This is a genomic window from Streptomyces sp. NPDC006384 (assembly GCF_042870695.1).
In the GTDB taxonomy this organism is placed as follows: Bacteria; Actinomycetota; Actinomycetes; order Streptomycetales; family Streptomycetaceae; genus Streptomyces.
Window position 1 is genome coordinate 1 of sequence record NZ_JBIAHR010000046.1, and the last position, 17,056, is coordinate 17,056.

Below are 17,056 nucleotides of genomic sequence, written 5' to 3' on the forward strand. Positions count from 1 at the left end.
GTATTCGTTGAGGACCTTTTCGTCGCCGAGGATCTGGTGCCAGCGTGCGACGAGGGTGCCGGGGAGTGCTTCGCCGGCGACGACGATCTTGCCGGCCAGGGTGGTGATCTCGTCGTCGGTGAGCTGGCTGGAGAGGATGTCGAGGTGGCCGGGGGTGAGCTTGATGAAGGAGAACGGGCCGGCGTCCGTCAACGCGGTGCCGAGGTCGGTGAGTTCGCCGTCGTACAGCCAGGTGCGCTGTCCGGCGGCGAGGGGGGCCCACAGGTTGGGGACGACGAGGTCGAAGGCGACAGACGAGAAGACGGGGGCGCCGCCGGTGCCGGCCGAGGTGAGTGCGCGTACGGCCCAGTCGATGTGGTTGGCCAGGTTGCGGTGGGTGACCTGTACGCCCTTGGGGCGGCCGGTGGAGCCGGAGGTGAAGACGGTGTAGGCGACCGTGTCCAGGTCCACCGGCACCTCGGGAGGCGACTGGGGCAGGTGCGAGTTGTCGTCCTCGACCCGCACCACCGGCACCTCGAAGCGGTCGGCGTAGGCGGCGGTGGTGAGGGCCGTCTGCACGCCGGCGTCTGTGACCATGCCGGTGATGCGGGCGGCGGGGAGGACGGGGTCCATGGGGACGTAGCCGGCACCGGTACGCCAGACCGCCAGCAGTGCCACGATCAGGTCGGCCGACCGGTCCAGCAGCACTGCCACCGATGATTCGGGGCCCACGCCGGCCTCCCGCAGCCGGTGGGCGAGACGGTTGGCGCGGGCGTCCAGCTCCGCGTACGACATCGCCGTACCGTCCGACTCCACGGCCACCGCGTCCGGGTGATGCTCGGCCTGTTCCGCGATCAGTTCCGGTACCGACAGCTCACGCATCGCCACCGCGGAGTCGTTCCAGAGGCGGAGCAGCCGGTGCTCGTGGACGCTGGTGAGGTCGATCGCGGAGAGCGGGGTGCCGGGGGAGTCGACGACCGCCTGGACGAGGCGGACGAAGTGGTCGGCCATGCGCTCCACCGTGGTGGGCTCGAAGAGCGAGGCCGCGTACTCGAAGGCCCCGGTGAGGGACCCGTCGGCGTGCCGCCAGACGAAGAGGGTGAGGTCGGTCTTGGCCACCCGCCAGGCGCCCTGGAAGGCGTCCATGAGGACACCGTCGCCGGCCACCATGGTGGCGCCCTCGTCCTGGAGGTCGAAGGCCACCTGGTAGAGCGGGGTGCGCGACAGGTCGCGGACCGGCTGGAGTTCGTCCACCAGCCGTTCGAAGGGCAGCTCCTGGTGGGCGAAGCCGGAGAGCACGGTGTCCTTGGTACGGACGAGCAGTTCGGCGAAGCTCGGGTCGCCGGACAGGTCGCAGCGCATGACGAGGGAGTTGAGGAAGAAGCCCACCGTGTCCTGGGTCTCCGGCCGCAGCCTGCCGGTCACCGGGCTGCCGACACCGAAGTCCTCCTGACCGCTGTAGCGGGCCAGCAGCGCCGCGAAGGCGGCGAGCAGGGCGGCGTACGGCGTGGCCCCGTGCTGTCGGCCGATGCCGCTGAGGGCGTCCGCGAGACCGGCGGGCACGGAGAACCGTACGCCCCGGCCGTGTCCGTCGCGGTGGGCCGGGCGGGGCCGGTCCGTGCGCAGCTGGAGTTCGGGCATGCCGCGCAGGGCGGATCTCCAGTAGTCGAGTTCGCGGTCCAGGACGGCGTCGTCGGTGCGGGCAGCCTGCCAGGCGGCGTAATCGCCGTACTGCACGGCGGGTGCGGGCAGTTCGTGCGGACGGTTCTCCCCGGCCGCCGCGCACAGCTCGCGGATCTCCCGCTCCAGCACGACCGTCGACCAGCCGTCGCTGGCGATGTGGTGGGCGGTGACCAGCAGGACGGGGCCGCCGAGCGGGACCCGGACCAGCATGGCACGCCACAGCGGGCCGTCGGTCAGGTCGAAACCGCGGCGGAACTGCTCGTCGAAGAGCCGCTCCAGCTGGGCCTCGCCGGCGTCCTCCACGCGGAGTTCGACGGGCTGTGCGCCGACGACGACCTGGCGGGGTTCCTCGCCCTGGAGGACGTAGCGGGTGCGCAGGGCCTCGTGGCGCTGCTCCAGGGTGTCGAGGGCGGTGCGGACGGTGGCCTCGGTGGTGCCGGCGGGCAGCCGCAGGAAGAGCGGCGCGACCCATTCGGGACTGCCGGGGTGCATACGGTCCAGGAACCACAGGCGGTGCTGGCCGAAGGAGAGCGGCAGCGGTACGCCGCGGTCCACCGGGACCACCTCGGGCACGGCGGGCCGGGACTCCTCGATGAGGCGGGCCTGGGCCTCCACGGTGGACGCGCCGAACAGGCCGCGCAGCTGGACGTCGTCGCCGGACGCCTTGGTGAGGGCGACGGCGAGGCGGGTCAGGACGAGGGAGGAGCCGCCGAGGGCGAAGAAATCGTCGTGCACGCCGACGTTCTCCACCTGGAGCAGCTGTTCCCACACGTCGGCGACGAGCCGTTCCGCCGGGGTGCGGGGCGCCACCGACGCGGGCGCGTCCCCGGGCGCGGCGCTCTCGCGGGCCGCCGGGTCGGGCAGGGCGGACCGGTCTACCTTGCCGTTGGCGGTCAGCGGGAAAGCGTCCATGGGCACGAACTGGGCGGGGATCATCGACTCGGGCAGCCGGCGCCGCAGGAAGCCGCGCAGTTCGTCGCGGGGGATGCGGCGGCCCGCCACGAGGTGGGCCACGAGCCTGGTGCCGGTGGCGGCGGTGTACGCCCCGACGACGGCCCCCCGTACGTCGGGGTGGGCGTGCAGGGCGGCCTCGACCTCGGCCGGTTCGATGCGGACGCCGTTGACCTTCACCTGGTGGTCGACGCGGCCCAGGTAGGCGAGGCTGCCGTCGGAACGCCAGCGGGCCAGGTCTCCGGTGCGGTACATGCGGCCGCCGTCGCCGCTGTGCGGGTCGGGCAGGAAACGCTCCGCGGTCTGTGCCGGGCGCCCGGCGTAGCCGCGGGCGAGGCCGGTGCCCGCGGCGTAGACCTCGCCGACGACACCGATGGGCACGGGGTCGAACTCCTCGTCCAGCACGTAGACGCGCAGTCCGTCGAGGGGGCGGCCGATGGGCACGGCCTCCGTGTGGAGCGCCGGGTCGAACTCCTGGGCGGTGACGTCGACGGAGCACTCGGTGGGTCCGTAGGTGTTCCACACCGTGGCACCGGTCGGCTCGCTCAGCCGGCGGCACAGCTCGGCGTCGAGGGCCTCACCGGCGGAGAACACCATCCGCAGCCCGGTGCACTGGGCCCAGCCGGGCTCCTCCGTGAGCAGCCGCAGCACCGACGGGACGCCCTGCAGGACGGTGACGCGCTGCTCGGCGAGGGTGCGCACCAGCAGCGCCGGGTCGGACTCGGCGCCCGGCGGCGCCATCACCACGGTGCCTCCGGCGACGAGCGGCGCGAACAGTTCCAGGGCGGCGGCGTCGAAGGTGAGGACCGTCTTCATCACCATCCGGTCGTCCGCGCCGAGGCCCTGCCGCGTCACCGTCCAGGACACCCGGTTGGCGAGGCCGGCGTGTTCCACCAGCACCCCCTTGGGGAGGCCGGTGGAACCGGACGTGTAGGTGAGGCAGGCGGCGTTCGCGGGGTCGGCGGCGGGCGGCCCGGGGGTGGTGTCCGGCCGGGCGTCGAGGCCGGTCTCCGGGGCGTCCAGGAGCAGTACGGTGCCTTCGTCCAGCCCCACGGGCGCCGTTCCGCGCACCGCCAGGACCAGCCGGGCGCCGCTGTCCTCGACCATCCACGCGGTCCGCTCCGCGGGGTGGGCGGCGTCCAGCGGGACGTAGACGGCGCCCGCCTTCCACACGCCGAGGAGGACGGCGGGCAGGTCGCGCCGGCGGGGGAGACTGACCGCCACCCGCTCCTCCGGGGCGACGCCCCGGTCCCTGAGCAGCCGCGCGACGCGGTTCGCGTGCCGGTCCAGCTGCTCGTACGTCATCGTCCCCTGTGCGTCGTCGACCGCGATGGCATGGGGGGTACGGGCGGCTCGGCGGGAGATCAGTTCGTGCAGCGGGACAGACATCTCTTCTCCAGAGGTGTGGGTCAGGTGCGGGTCTGCGGTGCGGGGGCGGTCCTCGGGGCGGGCCGCCGCTACGGCGTACGGCCGGGCAGGAAGCCCTCGACGAAGGTGCCGATGCCCCGCGCGCGTGCCTCGTCGCGGACGAAACGGGCCAGCGCCAGGTCCAGCACGCCGAGGCCGAACGGGGAGAACACCACCGGCCGGCCGTCCCGGGGCACGGGTGCGGCGGTGCCCTTCAGCAGCGCGCCGATGGACGCGTGGATGAAGTCCCGGCCGCCGGTGTGCTCCTGCGCCAGGTGCGGCGAGGTCTTCTCGCGGCACACGTGGTCCGGGTCGTCGACGACGTTGTGCGCGCCGAGGATCGCGGGCACGGTCAGATCCCGCAGGGAGACGTGCAGGACGACGGCACCGGGCGGGCAGGCGTCGAGACCGGTGTGCGGGGTGGCGGCGGTGGTCGCGAAGGACACCAGGTCGTGTGCGGCCAGGGCCTCGTCGAGGCTGCCGCAGTGCCGTACCCGGGCGCCGGGCAGCAGCCGGGCGTGGTCGGCGGTGAAGCGGGCGGCACGCTCCGGGTCCGTGTCGTACACGGCGAGCGAGTCGAGATGGGGGTGGACGACGGCGAGGAAGCGGAGCACCTCGCGGTTGATGACGCCGGTACCGACGAGGGTGACCCCGGTGGGCCGGCGCCCGTCGAGCAGGAGCCGGGAGGCGAGCGCGGCGGAGGCGGCGGTGCGCCGGGCGGAGATGACGGAACCCTCGACGAGGGCCTCGGGGTGCCCGGTCTCCAGCGAGTTCAGCAGGATCGCGGCGCTGGCCCGCTCGTGGCCGCCCGCGACGTTGCCCGGGAAGGACGAGATCCACTTCATGCCGGCGACCTCACCGCCCGGTGTGCCGTCCCCGGCCGCCGAACCGAGGTAGCCGGGGAGGCCGATGATGCGGTCGCGGGGGCGGCCGGGAAAACGCAGGAAGACGGAGTGCGGCAATACGGTGCGCCCCTCGTCGTGGCGTTCGTAGGCGTCGGCGACCAGGTCCACGATCTCCTTCTCGCGCCCGGACAGGAGCCCGTCCACTTGCCCGTGTCTGATGATCAGCATGCGCCCACCGCCATGAAGAGATCGGGTTCCTGCCACAGATGGGAGACCTCTCCGAAGTGGGCGCGCACCCAGTCGTCGGAGTAGATCGAGTCGAGGTACCGGTCGCCCCGGTCGGGGAAGACCAGCACGACGTTGCGGCCGGCCGGGATGCGGGCCGCGAACTTGCCGAGCGCGGCGGTGACCGCGCCCGAGGAGCCGCCGGCGAGTATGGCCTCGCGGTCGGTGAGGGCGCGGCACCCGACCACGCACTCCAGGTCGGAGACGTGCACCACCTCGTGGGCCAGCGTCGGGTCGAAGAGGGCGGGCCGCACCGCCGCGCCGTGTCCGGGCAGCAGCCGCGGCCCGGACGCCCCGCCGAACAGCACGCTGCCCAGCGCGTCCACGCCCACCAGCGTGGTGGGCATCCGGTGTTCGCGGATGTAGCGGGCGCAGCCGGTGAGGGTGCCGCCGGTCCCGGTGGAGCAGAAGAGGTAGTCGACGCGGCCGTCGAGGGCCTCGGCGATCTCCCGCATGGTCCGCTCGTGCGCCAGCGGGTTGAGGGGATTGGCGTACTGGTTGGGCCAGTAGGCGCCCGGGACGGACGCGACGAGTTCCCGTACCCGCTTGACGCGTGACGGCAGATAGGCCCGTGTCTCGGGATCGACATCGGTGACCAGGTCGACGGTGACGCCGTAGGCCCGCAGGATGGCCAGGTTCTGCTCGGTGGTCTTCGGGTCGACGACGCAGATGAAGTCGATGCCGAAGTACCGGCAGATCTGCGCCATGCCGATGGCGAGGTTGCCGGAGCTGGACTCCACCACCGTGGAGCGGCCCGGCACCAGGTCACCGCTGCGGATACGGCCCAGCAGCATGGAGAGCGCGGACCGGTCCTTGACGCTGCCGCCCGGGTTGAACGCCTCCAGTTTGGCGAAGATGCGGGAGCCGAACCGGGGCAGCAGGCCGGTGAGTTCCACCAGTGGCGTGTCGCCGATGCCGTCGAGGATGCCGTGGAGCACGGAAGCGCTCATGAGCCGGCGCCGGGGTGGCCGCCGAGGGCGAGCAGGGCCCGCTTGTCGGCGCCGTCGGTGAGCCGGATGCGGCCGACGGGGCGGTCCGCGTCGTCGACGGCGGCCGTGAGGAACCGTACGTACTGGTCGAACAGCCGCTCCATGGTGGCCCGTTCGAACAGCTCCGTGTCGTAGCGCAGGGCGACGGTGAGGCCCTGGGCGTCCCGGGTGACCTCCAGCGACACGTCGCACTGGCCTTCCAGGTGCGGGATCTCCAGGTAGGTGACGGTGAGGCCGCCCACCCGCATCGGCACTCCGGCGGCGGCGACCTCCATGCCGCCGTCGAAGCGTTCGGTGGAGACCATCGTCATGGCGATCCGGTACAGCGGCCCGCCGTCCCCGGCGTCCCCGGCGTCCCGGGCGACCAGCGGGAACGGGTAGGAGGCACGTGCGGTGGCCTGCCGCACCCGTTCCGCTGCGCGGTCGACGATCTCGCCCAGGGTGGCGTCCCGGGAGATCTCCGCACGCACCAGCACCGGGTTGACGTAGTAGCCGACGACCTCGCGGGCCGCGGAGCGGCGCACGGACGCCGGGCAGGCGATGAGGAAGTCCCGCATGCCGGTCCAGCGGTTGACCAGGGCCTGGAGCGCACCGAGCGTGACCGCGAACGGGGAGACCTCGCGGTCGGCCGCGGCGCGCCGGATGCCCTCCGAGAGTTCGGCGGGCATCCGGCGCACCAGGCTCGTGCCCTTGCTCGCCGGTACGGCCGGACGGGGCCGGTCGGTGGGCAGTTCGGCGGCCTGTGAGCCGGCGCACTGGTCCCGCCAGAACTCGGCCTGGCGGGCGCCGCGCGAGGAGTCCAGCAGGGTGCGCTCGGCCGTCACGAAGTGGCCGAAGTCGGTGGCCGGCGGTTCCAGCCGGGGGCCCCGGCCCTCGGCGAGGTCCGCGTAGGCGGTGAGCAGGTCCCGCCAGAGCAGCCACTGGGACAGGGCGTCGGTGGCGATGTGGTGTGTGACGACCAGCGTCACGGCATCCGCCCCGCGCCGCAGCAGCACGGCCCGGAACGGGCCCTCGTCGGTCAGCCGGAACGGCGCGGCGACCTCCGCGTCCACCATCCGGCGCAGCTCCTCGTCGTCGGCGTCCGGCACCTCGCGGACCGTGAGGCGCCCGGTCGCGCCGGGCGGCAGGACGCGGCGCCGCGGGCCGTCCTCGGTGTCCGCGTACACCGAGCGGAGCATGGGATGCCGCTCGGTGACCGCGTCGACGGCCCGCGCCAGGATCTCGGGGTCGGGCGCCGGCTCCATGCGGACACCTCCCGCGAGGTGGTAGGTGGAGCTGTCGGGGGCCAGGCTGTGCAGGAGCCACAGTCCTTCCTGGCCCACCGAGAGGGGCAGCGCACCGTCCCCGGGGTCCGTGTGGGTCATGGCTCAGACTCCCGCCTTGTGCGCCATGAGGAAGTCCGCGACGTCACTGACCCTCAGCAGGTCGCCGACCTTCTCGTCGGGCACCGACAGACCGAAGTTTTTTTCCACGGCCGCCAGCAGGTCGATACGGGTCAGGGAGTCCAGGCCGAGATTCTCGAAGCTGGCGTCGGCGGTGACCTCGCCCTCCAGGTCGGGCGCGGTGCGCAGGGTGAGGTTGATGATCTCGACGATGATTTCGTCTCTGGTCATGACGGTTCCGTCTCTGTGTGGAGTGAGGCTTGCGGAGCGGGGAGTGCGTTCGGGACGGCGTTCGGGACGCCGGGCGGGACGGCGGGGCGTCAAGGCAGGTCGACGACCTGGCCGGCGTAGGTCAGGCCGGCGCCGAAACCGAGCAGCAGGACCTTGTCGCCGGGGGTGGCCCGGCCGCTCTCCTTGAGGCGGCTGAGCGCCAGCGGCACGCTGGCCGCCGAGGTGTTGCCGGTGTCGACGACATCGTTGACGACGCGGTCCTGCGGCAGGCCCAGGTTGTCCGTCAGCGTGCGGATGATCCGGTTGTTGGCCTGGTGAGGCACGAACCAGGCGATGTCCTCCAGGGCGACACCGGCCGCGGCGCAGGCCCGGTGGGCCACGTCCGGCATGGTGGCCGTCGACCACTTGTAGACCAGGGGGCCGTTCATGGTGACGTACTCGCGGCCGTCGGCCTTCTCCGTGATGCCGAGCACCTCGTGCCGCGCCCCGTCGCTGCCCCACACCGCCGGGCCGATGCCGGCCGTCTCGGAGCGGGACACCACGGCGGCGCCGGCGCCGTCACCGAAGATGACGAAGGTGTCCGGGTCGTTCGGGTCGATCCACTCGCTGGTCCGCTCGGCGCCGATGACCAGCGCGTGCCGCGCCTCGCCGAGCCGTACCGCGTTGGAGGCCATGGCCAGGGAGTAGGTGAAGCCGGCGCAGACCGCGTTCAGGTCGTAGGCGCCGGAGTTGGGCAGGCCGATGCGGCTGGCGACCTCGGGCGCCACACCGGGCATGCGGACGCGGCGGGTGGCGCTGGCCACGATGGTGAGGTCCACCTCGGCCGGGTCGATGTCGGCCTCGACCACCGCCTTCTCCCCGGCCGCCGTGGCCATCGCGGCGATGGTCTCCTGCTCGTCCGCGTGATGGCGGGTCCTGATGCCGGTGCGGCTCTCGATCCACTCCGGGGAGACGGTGGTCCGCTGCGACAGTTCTTCGTTGGACACGAGACGGGTGGGCCGGTAGACCGCGAGAGCGGCTATGCGTGATCCGTGTGTGGTGAGCATCTCTCTTCCCAACTGCGGGTCGGGTGGACGGGTTTGTGCGACAGGGACTGCGGCGTGCCCGCGTACGGCCGCTCAGGCCCCGGACGGCTCCGCCATGGCCACGGCGATCCGCCGGGGCCCGGTGAACGGCTCGCGGGCGTGTGCGGCGAGCATGTTGTCGACGATCAGGACGTCGTCGCGCTGCCAGTCGAAGCGGACGGACGCCCCGCGGTAGCAGCCGCGCAGGTGGTCCAGCACATCGTCGGGGATGGCGCCGCCGTCGCCGTAGAACGTGTGGGTGGGCAGGTCCTCGTCGTCGAAGATCGCGCGCAGACCCGCGCCGACCTCCTCGGGCAGCGTGCTGGTGTGGAAGAACGTGGCGTGGTTGAACCACACCTCCTCGCCGCTCGTCGGGTGCCGGTGCACCGCGCGGCGGACCGCGGTGGTGCGCAGCCCTCCGTCGGGCCGCCACTCGGCCTCGATGCGCCGTTCCGCGCAGTACGCGACCACGGCGTCCCGGTCCGAGGTGTTGAACGCCTCCTGCCAGGGCACGCCGAACCCGGTGTGGAAGTTGCGCACCACCTGCCAGCCCCGCGCCTCGAACTCGGCCCGCACCTGCGGGTCGATCGCGGCGAGGACCCGCCGGATGTCGGCGAGCGGCGTCGCGCCCTGGGTGGTGGGCGGCTCCACACAGTAGAAGTACAGCGTGCGCGGCCACACCGCCTGGTAGGAGTTCTCGTTGTGCAGGAAGATCTCCTCGGCCGGCGGGTAGTCCGTCGACGTGTAGACCTGGCCCTTGATGGTGGAGCGGGGCGAGGAGCGTTCGGCGTAGGCCAGCGGGGGCGTGCCGGAGAAGGCGCGCACGGTCTGGTCGAAGCCGTCGACACCGCCCACGCCGAAGCCGCGCAGCAGCAGCGCCCCGCGCTGTGCGAGCAGTGCGCGCAGTTCGCCGCGGTGCTCGGCGAGATAGGCGTGGATGCCGGTGCCGGGGGAGTCCGGTCGGCACAGGCCGGGCACGGTTCCGGTGCCCAGCCAGCCGGCAGGGGTCTCTTCCGAGGTGATGGTCATGGTCAACTCGCTTGGTCGTCGCGGCGGCCGGGACCGGGGAGGCCCGGGTTCGGGGACCGTGAGGCCCGGGTTCGGGGACCGTGGACGGTCAGTCGGACATCGCGACCAGCACCCGCCGGTCGCCCGTGTAGGGACGCCGGCCGTGCGCCAGCAGCAGGTTGTCGATGAGCAGCAGGTCACCGGCGCGCCAGTCGACGTCGACCGCGTGGTCCAGCCCCCGGTCGCGGATCTGCAGCACGTACTCGGCGGGGATGGGGCTGCCGTCGGCGAAGGTCACCGACTGCGGCAGCTCGTCCTCGGAGAGGATCTGCGCGAGCTCCTTCGCGGTGTCGTCGCCGAGGCCGGCCGGGTGCCACTGGTCGGCCTGGTTGAACCACACCTCGGTGCCGGTCACCGGGTGGACGGTGGTGGCGGGGCGCAGCGACTCGACGCGCAGGCTGCCGTCGCGCCGCCAGGCCCACTCGGCGCCCGCGCCCTTCAGGAACGCCTCCACCTCGCCCCGGTCGGACGTCTCGAAGGTGTCCTGCCAGCTCTTGCCGAGGCCGTAGCCGTCGTGCAGGTTCTGGACGTAGCGCACCCCGTCCGCGAAGGCGTCCCGCACCTGCGGGTCCAGCGACCGGAGCCACAGCGCCGCGTCGAGCACGGGGGTGGCGCCGCCCGAACCGGGAGTGATCTGGCAGAAGAACGCCAGCCGGGCGGGCCAGGCGTGGGCGTAACTCATCTCGTTGTGCATCGAGATGGTGTACTCCTGCGGGTACTCCGTCGAGGTGTAGACGTTGCCCCCGACCTTGGTGCGCGGCGAGTTGCCGTGCACGTAGGCCAGCCTGTTCGGCAGCAGCCGGTCGAGCACCGGGTCCAGGGTGTCGGGCGTGATGCCGAAACCGCGGAACACCAGCGCCTTCTCCCGCGTGAGCGCGCCGGTCAGGCCTCCTTCCAGGGAGTCCACCCGCCGCAGCAGCTCCTCGGGGCCGCCGCCCTCGGCCGCCTTGATCTCCGTCGGTGCCCAGGCCGCGGTACTCGCCATGTCACCTCTCCTCTCACTGTCGTGTCGGTGCGGTGTGTACGGGGCGCCGGCTCAGGCCGGCCGGGCCACCGGGAGACGGGTCAGCCGCTCCGCGATGTCCGCGGTCAGCTCCGCCTCCCGGGGCGCGAGGTAGAAGTGGTCGCCGGGGAAGGAACGCACGGTGAAGCCGCCGTCGGTCAGCTCCGACCAGGCTTCGACACCCGTCCGCGTGACCCCCGGGTCACGGTCGCCGAGGTACGCCACCACCGGCGCACGCAGCACCGGCGGCCGCTGCCTGCCGTACGTCTCGATGAGCCGGTAGTCCGCACGCAGCACCGGCAGCAGCAGCTTCCGCAGCTCCGGTACGGCGTAGACGTCACCGCCGAGGGTGCCCAGCCGGGTCACGCCCGCCACCAGTACGTCGTCCGCCGCCCGGTGCAGCGCGGTGGGCCTGGTGACGTGCGGCGCGGCACGGCCGGAGAGCAGCAGCAGGGCCGGCCCGGGGCCTTCGGCCGCGGGGTCTTCCAGGCGTACCGCGACCTCGTAGGCCACCGCGGCGCCCATGCTGTGGCCGAACAGGACCAGCGGCAGGTCGCGTTGCGGGGCGAGTGCCTCAAAGACCCGGTCGGCCAGTTCGTCCATCCTCGTGACGCAGGGCTCGCCGATCCGCTCCTGGCGGCCCGGGTAGCGCACGGCGAGGAGCTCGACGTCGGCGGGCAGCCGGGACGCCCAGCCGTGGAAGAGGTGGGCGTTGCCGCCGGCGTGCGGGAAGCACACCAGGCGCACGCGCGGCGCGACCGCCCCCGGATAGTGGCGGAACCAGATCCCCGGCCCGGTCACAGCGCCATGCCGCCGTCGATCCGCACCACCTGGCCGGTGATGTACGCGGCCTGCGGCGAGACCAGGTAGGAGACCAGGGCCGCGACCTCGTCGGGGGTGCCGAAGCGGGCCAGCGGGATGCGGCCCATGGCGTCCTTGGCGACCGACTCGGGCACCCCGGCGACCATCTCGGTGTCGATGAATCCCGGGGCGACCGCGTTGGCCCGTACGCCGTACCGGCCGAACTCCTTGGCCAGCGCCTGGGTGAGGCCGATGATGCCGGCCTTCGACGCCGAGTAGTTGGTCTGTCCGGCGTTGCCGACCACGCCGGCCACCGAGGACAGCGTCACGACGGTGCCCTCGCGGCGGCGGATCATCGACCTGACCACCGAGCGCAGCAGGTTGTAGGTCCCGTCGAGGTTGGTGCGCAGCACGGAGTCCCACTCGTCGTCCTGCATCAGCGCCAGCGGCCGGTCTCGGGTGATGCCGGCGGACGTCACGACCGCCGACACCGGGCCGAGGCCCGACTCGACCTCGGCGACGAAGGCCCGCACCCCGACCCGGTCGGCGACGTCCACGCGGCGGGTCAGCACGCGGCGGCCCGCGGCCCGGATCTCCTTGGCGACCTGCTCGGCCGCGCTCTCGTCGGACCGGTAGCAGATCGCGACGTCGAAACCGTCGTTCGCGAGCCGGGTGGCCACCGCGCGCCCGATCCCCCGCGACCCTCCGGTCACCAGCGCCACCTGCGCGGACTGCTCCGCCATCTCTTCCCCAAGTTCCGGCATCTTTCCCCCATCCATTCGGATGGGTCGAGCGTGTGTTCGCGGGCTATATCTGGCCTATACGGCACCCTGCACCCGGCGCCCGCCCCACGCCCCGCGCACGCCGCCGGCCCCCGCGCACGCCGCCCGCGCCCCGGCGGCGGCGAGCAGGGCGACGAGGGCGGCCGCGACGAGGGCGCGCCGGTAGCCCTGTGCCAGGTCCGCGGGCCCGGGCACGGGCCGTCCGGCGGCGGGAGCCGCCAGGGCCGTGAGCGCCGCGAGCCCCAGGGCGCCGCCGACCTGCCGGGAGGTGTTGATCAGTCCGCCCGCGACACCGGCGTGCCGGGGCTCCACGTCCGCGACGCCCAGCCCGGTGAGCGGCACGAAGGCCAGCCCCAGGCCGGTGCCGACGAGGACGGACGGGCCGAGCAGGTCGGCGAGGAAGGTCCCGTCGACCGGCAGCCGGGCCAGCCACAGCAGTCCGGCCGCGAGCACCAGGAAGCCCGGCAGCAGCGTGCCCCGCAGCCGCCCCGCACCCCAGGACGCCGCCATGAGGGCCGCGGCGAGCGGTACCTGGGTGAGGCCCGCCTCGAGGGGCGAGTGGCCGAGGACCTTCTGCTGGTAGAGCGGGAGGAAGAAGAACGTGGTCACCCACACCGCCCCGAGCAGCAGCATCAGGAGGTTGCCCGCCACGGCCGAACGGCTGCGCAGCAGCGCCGGGGGCAGCAACGGGTCCTTCGCGCGCCGCTCGACCGGCGCGAGCATCAGCAGCAGGAACACCCCGGCGGCCGGGAGGACGAAGTCCGGCAGCGGCAGCCGGTCCCCGGTGCCCGGGCCGAGGACGAGGAGGGTGAGGCCGGCCGTCACGAGGAACGCGCCGGGCACGTCGAGGCGGACGGCGCGCCCGTGCTTCCCCCGGCCCAGGAGCGACGGGGCGGCCGCGATCCCGGGAAGGGAGAGGAGGGCGCTGACGGCGAAGACGGCCCACCATCCCAGGGCGTCGGTGAGCACTCCGCCGAGCAGGACCCCGGCGGCTCCGCCGGCCGCCGAGGCCGCTCCCCACAGGCCCAGGGCCCTGCCCCGCCCGGGGCCCTGGGGCCAGCGGGCCAGCAGGATCGCCAGACCGGCCGGCGACAGCAGGGCCGCGCCGGTTCCCTGGACCGCGCGGGCCGCGACGAGCAGTCCGGCGTCCGAGGGAATGCCGGCGGCGAGGGAGCCGGCGGCGAAGACGACGAGCCCCCCGAGGAAGGCGGTGCGGTGCCCGAGCAGGTCGGCGAGACGACCGCCGACGGGCAACAGCGCCCCGAAGGCGACGAGGTAGGCGTTGACGACCCAGGCCAGACCCGTCGGTGTCAGGCGGAGGTCCTGGCCGATGGTGGGCAGGGCGACGTTCACGATGGACGTGTTGAGGACGACGAGGAACTGCGCACCGGCCAGCAGGGAGAGGACGAGGCCCGGGCGGCGCGGGGACGGGGCGGGCGGTGAGGGGGACATGATGCCTTTCGGTGGCTGTGGCTGTGGCTGTGGCTGTGGCTGTGGCTGTGGCTGCGGCTACGGCTTCGGGTCCGGTGTTCCGGGTCCGGTGTTTCGAACCTGTGGCTCCGGGCCCGGAGCCACAGGCCCTGCGGATTCGGGCGGTGCGGGACGGGGTGCCGCTCCGGGCCGTGAGGCGCACGGTGCCGGGGGAGGGGCGGCGGAGGGGCGGCGGCCGTGCGGGCCGGTGGCCGCAGTGGGCCACCGGCCGGGCGCGAGGGAGTCCGGGACGGGGCAGCCGGTCAGGGACAGGCGTCCGCGCCCTCGGGCGCGGGGCGCTTCTCGGCCTGCCGCTTGAGGTTGTGCAGCCAGTCGTCCAGCGAGGCGTCCAGCGCCGCCTGGAGAGAGGCGGTGTCGGCGGTGACGGGTTCGCCGGTCCAGGACTCCTCGGTGTGGACGTGCACCCCGTCCTCGGTCCGCGTGAAGGTCCACACGTGGACGGCGGTGATGCCCTGGGCCGGCCCGCCCCAGACGATGCGGCGCCCCGGCTGCACCTGCTCGACCGTCGAGGTGATGTTCTCCAGGCCCTCGGTGGACCACACCCAGGAGGAACCGGGGCGCAGCGGCCCGCGGGTCTGCTTGACCGAGGAGCTGACGCCCGGCTGCCAGGCGGGCCAGTTCTCGACGTCCGTCTGGATGCGCCAGACGCGGTCCAGCGGCGCGTCGATGACGATGTCGTCCCGGGCGATCACCGGTGCCTTCTCGTCGATCCCGGCCGGTGCGGGGCCGTGGCCGCCGAGGGCCAGGGGGAGCGCGGCCAGGAGTGCGGTGGTGAGACTGCCGAGCATGAGGGGTTCTCCCAGTGGTCGAGGTGCGGCCGCCGGTGCGGCCGCCGATAAGAGAGTGGTTGGCCACTCACTCGCGCTCTCCGTGTGTGCAAGGTGGATGCCTCGCGAAGGTGAGGCGCGGGGGAGCGGAAAGGGGAGCGGTGTGCGAAAAGGAGGGTTTCCGCGACGAGTGCGGCCCATCGGCCACCTCGGTGTTGTGTGAGTAGCCAACCACTCCCTCGGGAGCGTGTCAACGGAGCGCCTCCTCGTTCCGCTTGACCTGTCACGCTTGACGCCCTCGAGAGTGAGTGGTTGAGTACTCACATGAAGACGGAACGCCGCCAACTGTCCACGGCCGACGAACGTCGGGAGACGGTGCTGCGCACGGCCATCGGGGCGTTCGCGGCCCGGGGGTACTTCGGCACCACCACCACGGAGGTGGCCAAGGCCGCCGGTATCTCCCAGGCCTATGTCTACCGCCTCTTCCCGAACAAGGAGGCGCTGTTCACCGCGGTCGTCGACCACTGCTTCGTCCGGGTCCGCGCCGCCCTCGAGGCGGGCGCGGCGCAGGCCGAGAGCGCGGCACCCGAGGCGGTCCTCGCCTCCATGGGGGACGCCTACGCCCGCCTGATCAGCGACAACGACCTCATGCTGGTCCAGCTGCACGCCCAGGCCGCCGCCGTTTCCGAGCCGGCGATCAGGGAGGCGGTGCGGGCGGGGTACGCCCGCACCGTCGAGTACGTCCGCAGCGCCTCGGGCGGCTCCGAGGAGCAGGTCCAGCAGTTCTTCGCCGTCGGCATGCTCTGCCACCTGCTCGTCTCCATCGACGCCGAGGCGGTCCCGGCGCCCTGGACCCGCACCCTGACCGCCGGGATCACGCACTACTGATCCCGCCCCCGGCATCACCCCTTCTCCTCCTTCCCGACCCCGACGGGCGGTCCCGCGTCGGCGCACCCGGCGGCCGCCCTTCTTTTCGCCGCGGCAAGTGAGTGGTCAACCACACATTGCCGCTCCCGTCGCATCCCACACCATCACCGGAAACCGAGGCCCACCATGACCAGCAAGCCCTACCTGACCGGCCACTACGCCCCCGTCGCCGACGAGATCACCGCGAGGGAGCTGACCGTGGAAGGCACCCTGCCCCCCGAGCTGACCGGCCGTCTGATCCGCAACAGCCACAACCCCAAGCCCGGCATCACCCCCACCCACTGGTTCAAGGGCAGCGGCATGGTGCACGGCATCCGGCTGCGGAACGGCCGCGCCGAGTGGTACCGCAACCGCTGGGTCCACACCCCCGCCCTGGAGGGCGCCCCGTACATGACCGACCGGGGGCCCGACCTCACGGTCAGCACGGCCGGCACGCACGTCATCGAACACGCCGGCCGGCTGCTGGCCCTGTCGGAGGCGGCCCTGCCCTTCGAGCTGACGGCCGATCTGGAGACGGTCGGCGCCTACGACTTCGACGGCAGGCTCACCTCCGCCATGACCGCCCACCCCAAGGAGGACCCGGCCACCGGCGAGCTGCACTTCTTCGCCTCCTCCCCCTTCCCCCCGTACCTGATCCACCACGTCGCCTCCGCCGACGGGCAGGTGCTGGACAGCCAGGAGGTGCCCGGGGCGAGCGCCGCGCTCAAGCACGACTTCGCGATCACCGAGCACCACGTGGTCTTCCTGGAGGGCTCGGTCACCTTCGACCCGGACGAGCACTCCGGGATCCCGTACGGCTGGAGCGACGCGCAGGCCTCGCGGATCGGCGTCATGCCACGCGGAGCGGGCGGCGCCCGGCGGATCCGCTGGTTCGAGATCGGCCAGGGCTACGGCATGCACTTCGCCAACGCCTACGAGGACGCCCACGGGCGCATCGTCGTCGAGGGCCCCACGGTGGGCCGCGAGGGCTGGCAGCGTTCCTGGAACTGGTGGGTCGGCGCCGATGACCGCGGTGCCGAGCCGAACTCCGGCTCCCGCAGCCGCCGCTGGACCGTCGACCTGGCCGCCGGGACCGTCGAGGAGCAGCAGACCGACGACCTGACGGTGGAGTTCCCCACGATCAACGACAACTTCACCGGCACCGAGCACCGTTACCAGTACGCGCTGTCCTTCCCCGACGACCTCGGGAACGGCAACCACACCCTGGTGAAGTACGACCGCGCCACCGGCGCCCGCCAGTTGCTGCCCTTCGGCACCGGCCGGCTCCCCAGTGAGGCGGTCTTCGTCCAGGCGGAGGGCACCACCGGCGAGGAGTCTCAATGACGGTGTCAAGCTGTTTGCGGGACGGGCGGATCGGGGGTGAACACCCGGTTGTCGCGCAGCAGTGCCCACAAAACGCTC

14 protein-coding genes are annotated in these 17,056 nt (G+C 73.0%); 2 read left to right on the plus strand and 12 right to left on the minus strand.

The genetic code is table 11. From position 1 onward, the window contains the following. The 12 genes from ACFYOJ_RS35800 to ACFYOJ_RS35855 all read right to left on the minus strand — a co-directional run. Nucleotides 1-4,002 (minus strand): amino acid adenylation domain-containing protein (locus ACFYOJ_RS35800; protein ID WP_356558731.1); only part of this gene is annotated, 4,002 nt, incomplete at its 3' end. 68 nt (nucleotides 4,003-4,070) lie between these two features. Beyond that, the gene (sbnB, locus tag ACFYOJ_RS35805; RefSeq protein ID WP_356558732.1) at nucleotides 4,071-5,093 is read right to left on the minus strand and encodes a 2,3-diaminopropionate biosynthesis protein SbnB; all 1,023 of its coding nucleotides are present in this window, start codon (nucleotides 5,091-5,093) and stop codon (nucleotides 4,071-4,073) included. After that, nucleotides 5,087-6,100, minus strand: coding sequence for a 2,3-diaminopropionate biosynthesis protein SbnA (gene sbnA / locus ACFYOJ_RS35810; RefSeq protein ID WP_356558733.1), 1,014 nt, complete (start codon nucleotides 6,098-6,100; stop codon nucleotides 5,087-5,089). The genes sbnB and sbnA overlap by 7 nt, the downstream gene beginning before the upstream one ends. After that, on the minus strand, nucleotides 6,097-7,503 hold the full coding sequence (locus ACFYOJ_RS35815; protein ID WP_356558734.1) for a condensation domain-containing protein: 1,407 nt from the start codon (nucleotides 7,501-7,503) through the stop codon (nucleotides 6,097-6,099). Before ACFYOJ_RS35815 ends, sbnA begins: the two co-directional genes overlap by 4 nt. A gap of 3 nt (nucleotides 7,504-7,506) precedes the next feature. Beyond that, nucleotides 7,507-7,752: a phosphopantetheine-binding protein gene (locus tag ACFYOJ_RS35820; RefSeq protein ID WP_356558735.1), complete on the minus strand. Its 246-nt coding sequence runs from the start codon at nucleotides 7,750-7,752 to the stop codon at nucleotides 7,507-7,509. Between the two features lie 89 nt (nucleotides 7,753-7,841). Continuing rightward, nucleotides 7,842-8,798: a beta-ketoacyl-ACP synthase III gene (locus ACFYOJ_RS35825; protein ID WP_356558736.1), complete on the minus strand. Its 957-nt coding sequence runs from the start codon at nucleotides 8,796-8,798 to the stop codon at nucleotides 7,842-7,844. 72 nt (nucleotides 8,799-8,870) lie between these two features. Continuing rightward, entirely contained in the window at nucleotides 8,871-9,845 is a 975-nt protein-coding gene (locus ACFYOJ_RS35830; protein ID WP_356558737.1) for a TauD/TfdA family dioxygenase, read from the minus strand. A gap of 88 nt (nucleotides 9,846-9,933) precedes the next feature. Next, the gene (locus tag ACFYOJ_RS35835; protein ID WP_356558738.1) at nucleotides 9,934-10,869 is read right to left on the minus strand and encodes a TauD/TfdA family dioxygenase; all 936 of its coding nucleotides are present in this window, start codon (nucleotides 10,867-10,869) and stop codon (nucleotides 9,934-9,936) included. 51 nt (nucleotides 10,870-10,920) lie between these two features. Continuing rightward, the gene (locus ACFYOJ_RS35840; RefSeq protein ID WP_356558739.1) at nucleotides 10,921-11,688 is read right to left on the minus strand and encodes an alpha/beta fold hydrolase; all 768 of its coding nucleotides are present in this window, start codon (nucleotides 11,686-11,688) and stop codon (nucleotides 10,921-10,923) included. Next, nucleotides 11,685-12,452, minus strand: a complete 768-nt coding sequence (gene fabG / locus ACFYOJ_RS35845; protein ID WP_356558740.1) for a 3-oxoacyl-[acyl-carrier-protein] reductase — start codon at nucleotides 12,450-12,452, stop codon at nucleotides 11,685-11,687. Before fabG ends, ACFYOJ_RS35840 begins: the two co-directional genes overlap by 4 nt. A 54-nt stretch (nucleotides 12,453-12,506) precedes the next feature. Next, on the minus strand, nucleotides 12,507-13,922 hold the full coding sequence (locus ACFYOJ_RS35850) for an MFS transporter (RefSeq protein WP_356558741.1): 1,416 nt from the start codon (nucleotides 13,920-13,922) through the stop codon (nucleotides 12,507-12,509). 281 nt (nucleotides 13,923-14,203) lie between these two features. Continuing rightward, the gene (locus ACFYOJ_RS35855; protein ID WP_356558742.1) at nucleotides 14,204-14,749 is read right to left on the minus strand and encodes an SRPBCC family protein; all 546 of its coding nucleotides are present in this window, start codon (nucleotides 14,747-14,749) and stop codon (nucleotides 14,204-14,206) included. Between the two features lie 303 nt (nucleotides 14,750-15,052). Between ACFYOJ_RS35855 and ACFYOJ_RS35860 the strand changes: the two genes are divergently transcribed. Then, on the plus strand, nucleotides 15,053-15,616 hold the full coding sequence (locus ACFYOJ_RS35860; RefSeq protein ID WP_356558743.1) for a TetR/AcrR family transcriptional regulator: 564 nt from the start codon (nucleotides 15,053-15,055) through the stop codon (nucleotides 15,614-15,616). Between the two features lie 165 nt (nucleotides 15,617-15,781). Beyond that, entirely contained in the window at nucleotides 15,782-16,978 is a 1,197-nt protein-coding gene (locus tag ACFYOJ_RS35865) for a carotenoid oxygenase family protein (protein ID WP_356558744.1), read from the plus strand. Nucleotides 16,979-17,056 lie beyond the last annotated feature (78 nt).

What these genes read in the sequence shown, in the direction of transcription:
- ACFYOJ_RS35825 (WP_356558736.1), bottom strand. Translation starts at nt 8,798, where the DNA reads ATGCTCACCACACACGGATCACGCATAGCCGCTCTCGCGGTCTACCGG.
- ACFYOJ_RS35860 (WP_356558743.1), top strand. Translation starts at nt 15,053, where the DNA reads ATGAAGACGGAACGCCGCCAACTGTCCACGGCCGACGAACGTCGGGAG.
- ACFYOJ_RS35835 (WP_356558738.1), bottom strand. Translation starts at nt 10,869, where the DNA reads ATGGCGAGTACCGCGGCCTGGGCACCGACGGAGATCAAGGCGGCCGAG.
- ACFYOJ_RS35820 (WP_356558735.1), bottom strand. Translation starts at nt 7,752, where the DNA reads ATGACCAGAGACGAAATCATCGTCGAGATCATCAACCTCACCCTGCGC.
- ACFYOJ_RS35855 (WP_356558742.1), bottom strand. Translation starts at nt 14,749, where the DNA reads ATGCTCGGCAGTCTCACCACCGCACTCCTGGCCGCGCTCCCCCTGGCC.
- ACFYOJ_RS35830 (WP_356558737.1), bottom strand. Translation starts at nt 9,845, where the DNA reads ATGACCATCACCTCGGAAGAGACCCCTGCCGGCTGGCTGGGCACCGGA.
- sbnB (WP_356558732.1), bottom strand. Translation starts at nt 5,093, where the DNA reads ATGCTGATCATCAGACACGGGCAAGTGGACGGGCTCCTGTCCGGGCGC.
- sbnA (WP_356558733.1), bottom strand. Translation starts at nt 6,100, where the DNA reads ATGAGCGCTTCCGTGCTCCACGGCATCCTCGACGGCATCGGCGACACG.
- ACFYOJ_RS35815 (WP_356558734.1), bottom strand. Translation starts at nt 7,503, where the DNA reads ATGACCCACACGGACCCCGGGGACGGTGCGCTGCCCCTCTCGGTGGGC.
- ACFYOJ_RS35865 (WP_356558744.1), top strand. Translation starts at nt 15,782, where the DNA reads ATGACCAGCAAGCCCTACCTGACCGGCCACTACGCCCCCGTCGCCGAC.
- ACFYOJ_RS35850 (WP_356558741.1), bottom strand. Translation starts at nt 13,922, where the DNA reads ATGTCCCCCTCACCGCCCGCCCCGTCCCCGCGCCGCCCGGGCCTCGTC.
- fabG (WP_356558740.1), bottom strand. Translation starts at nt 12,452, where the DNA reads ATGCCGGAACTTGGGGAAGAGATGGCGGAGCAGTCCGCGCAGGTGGCG.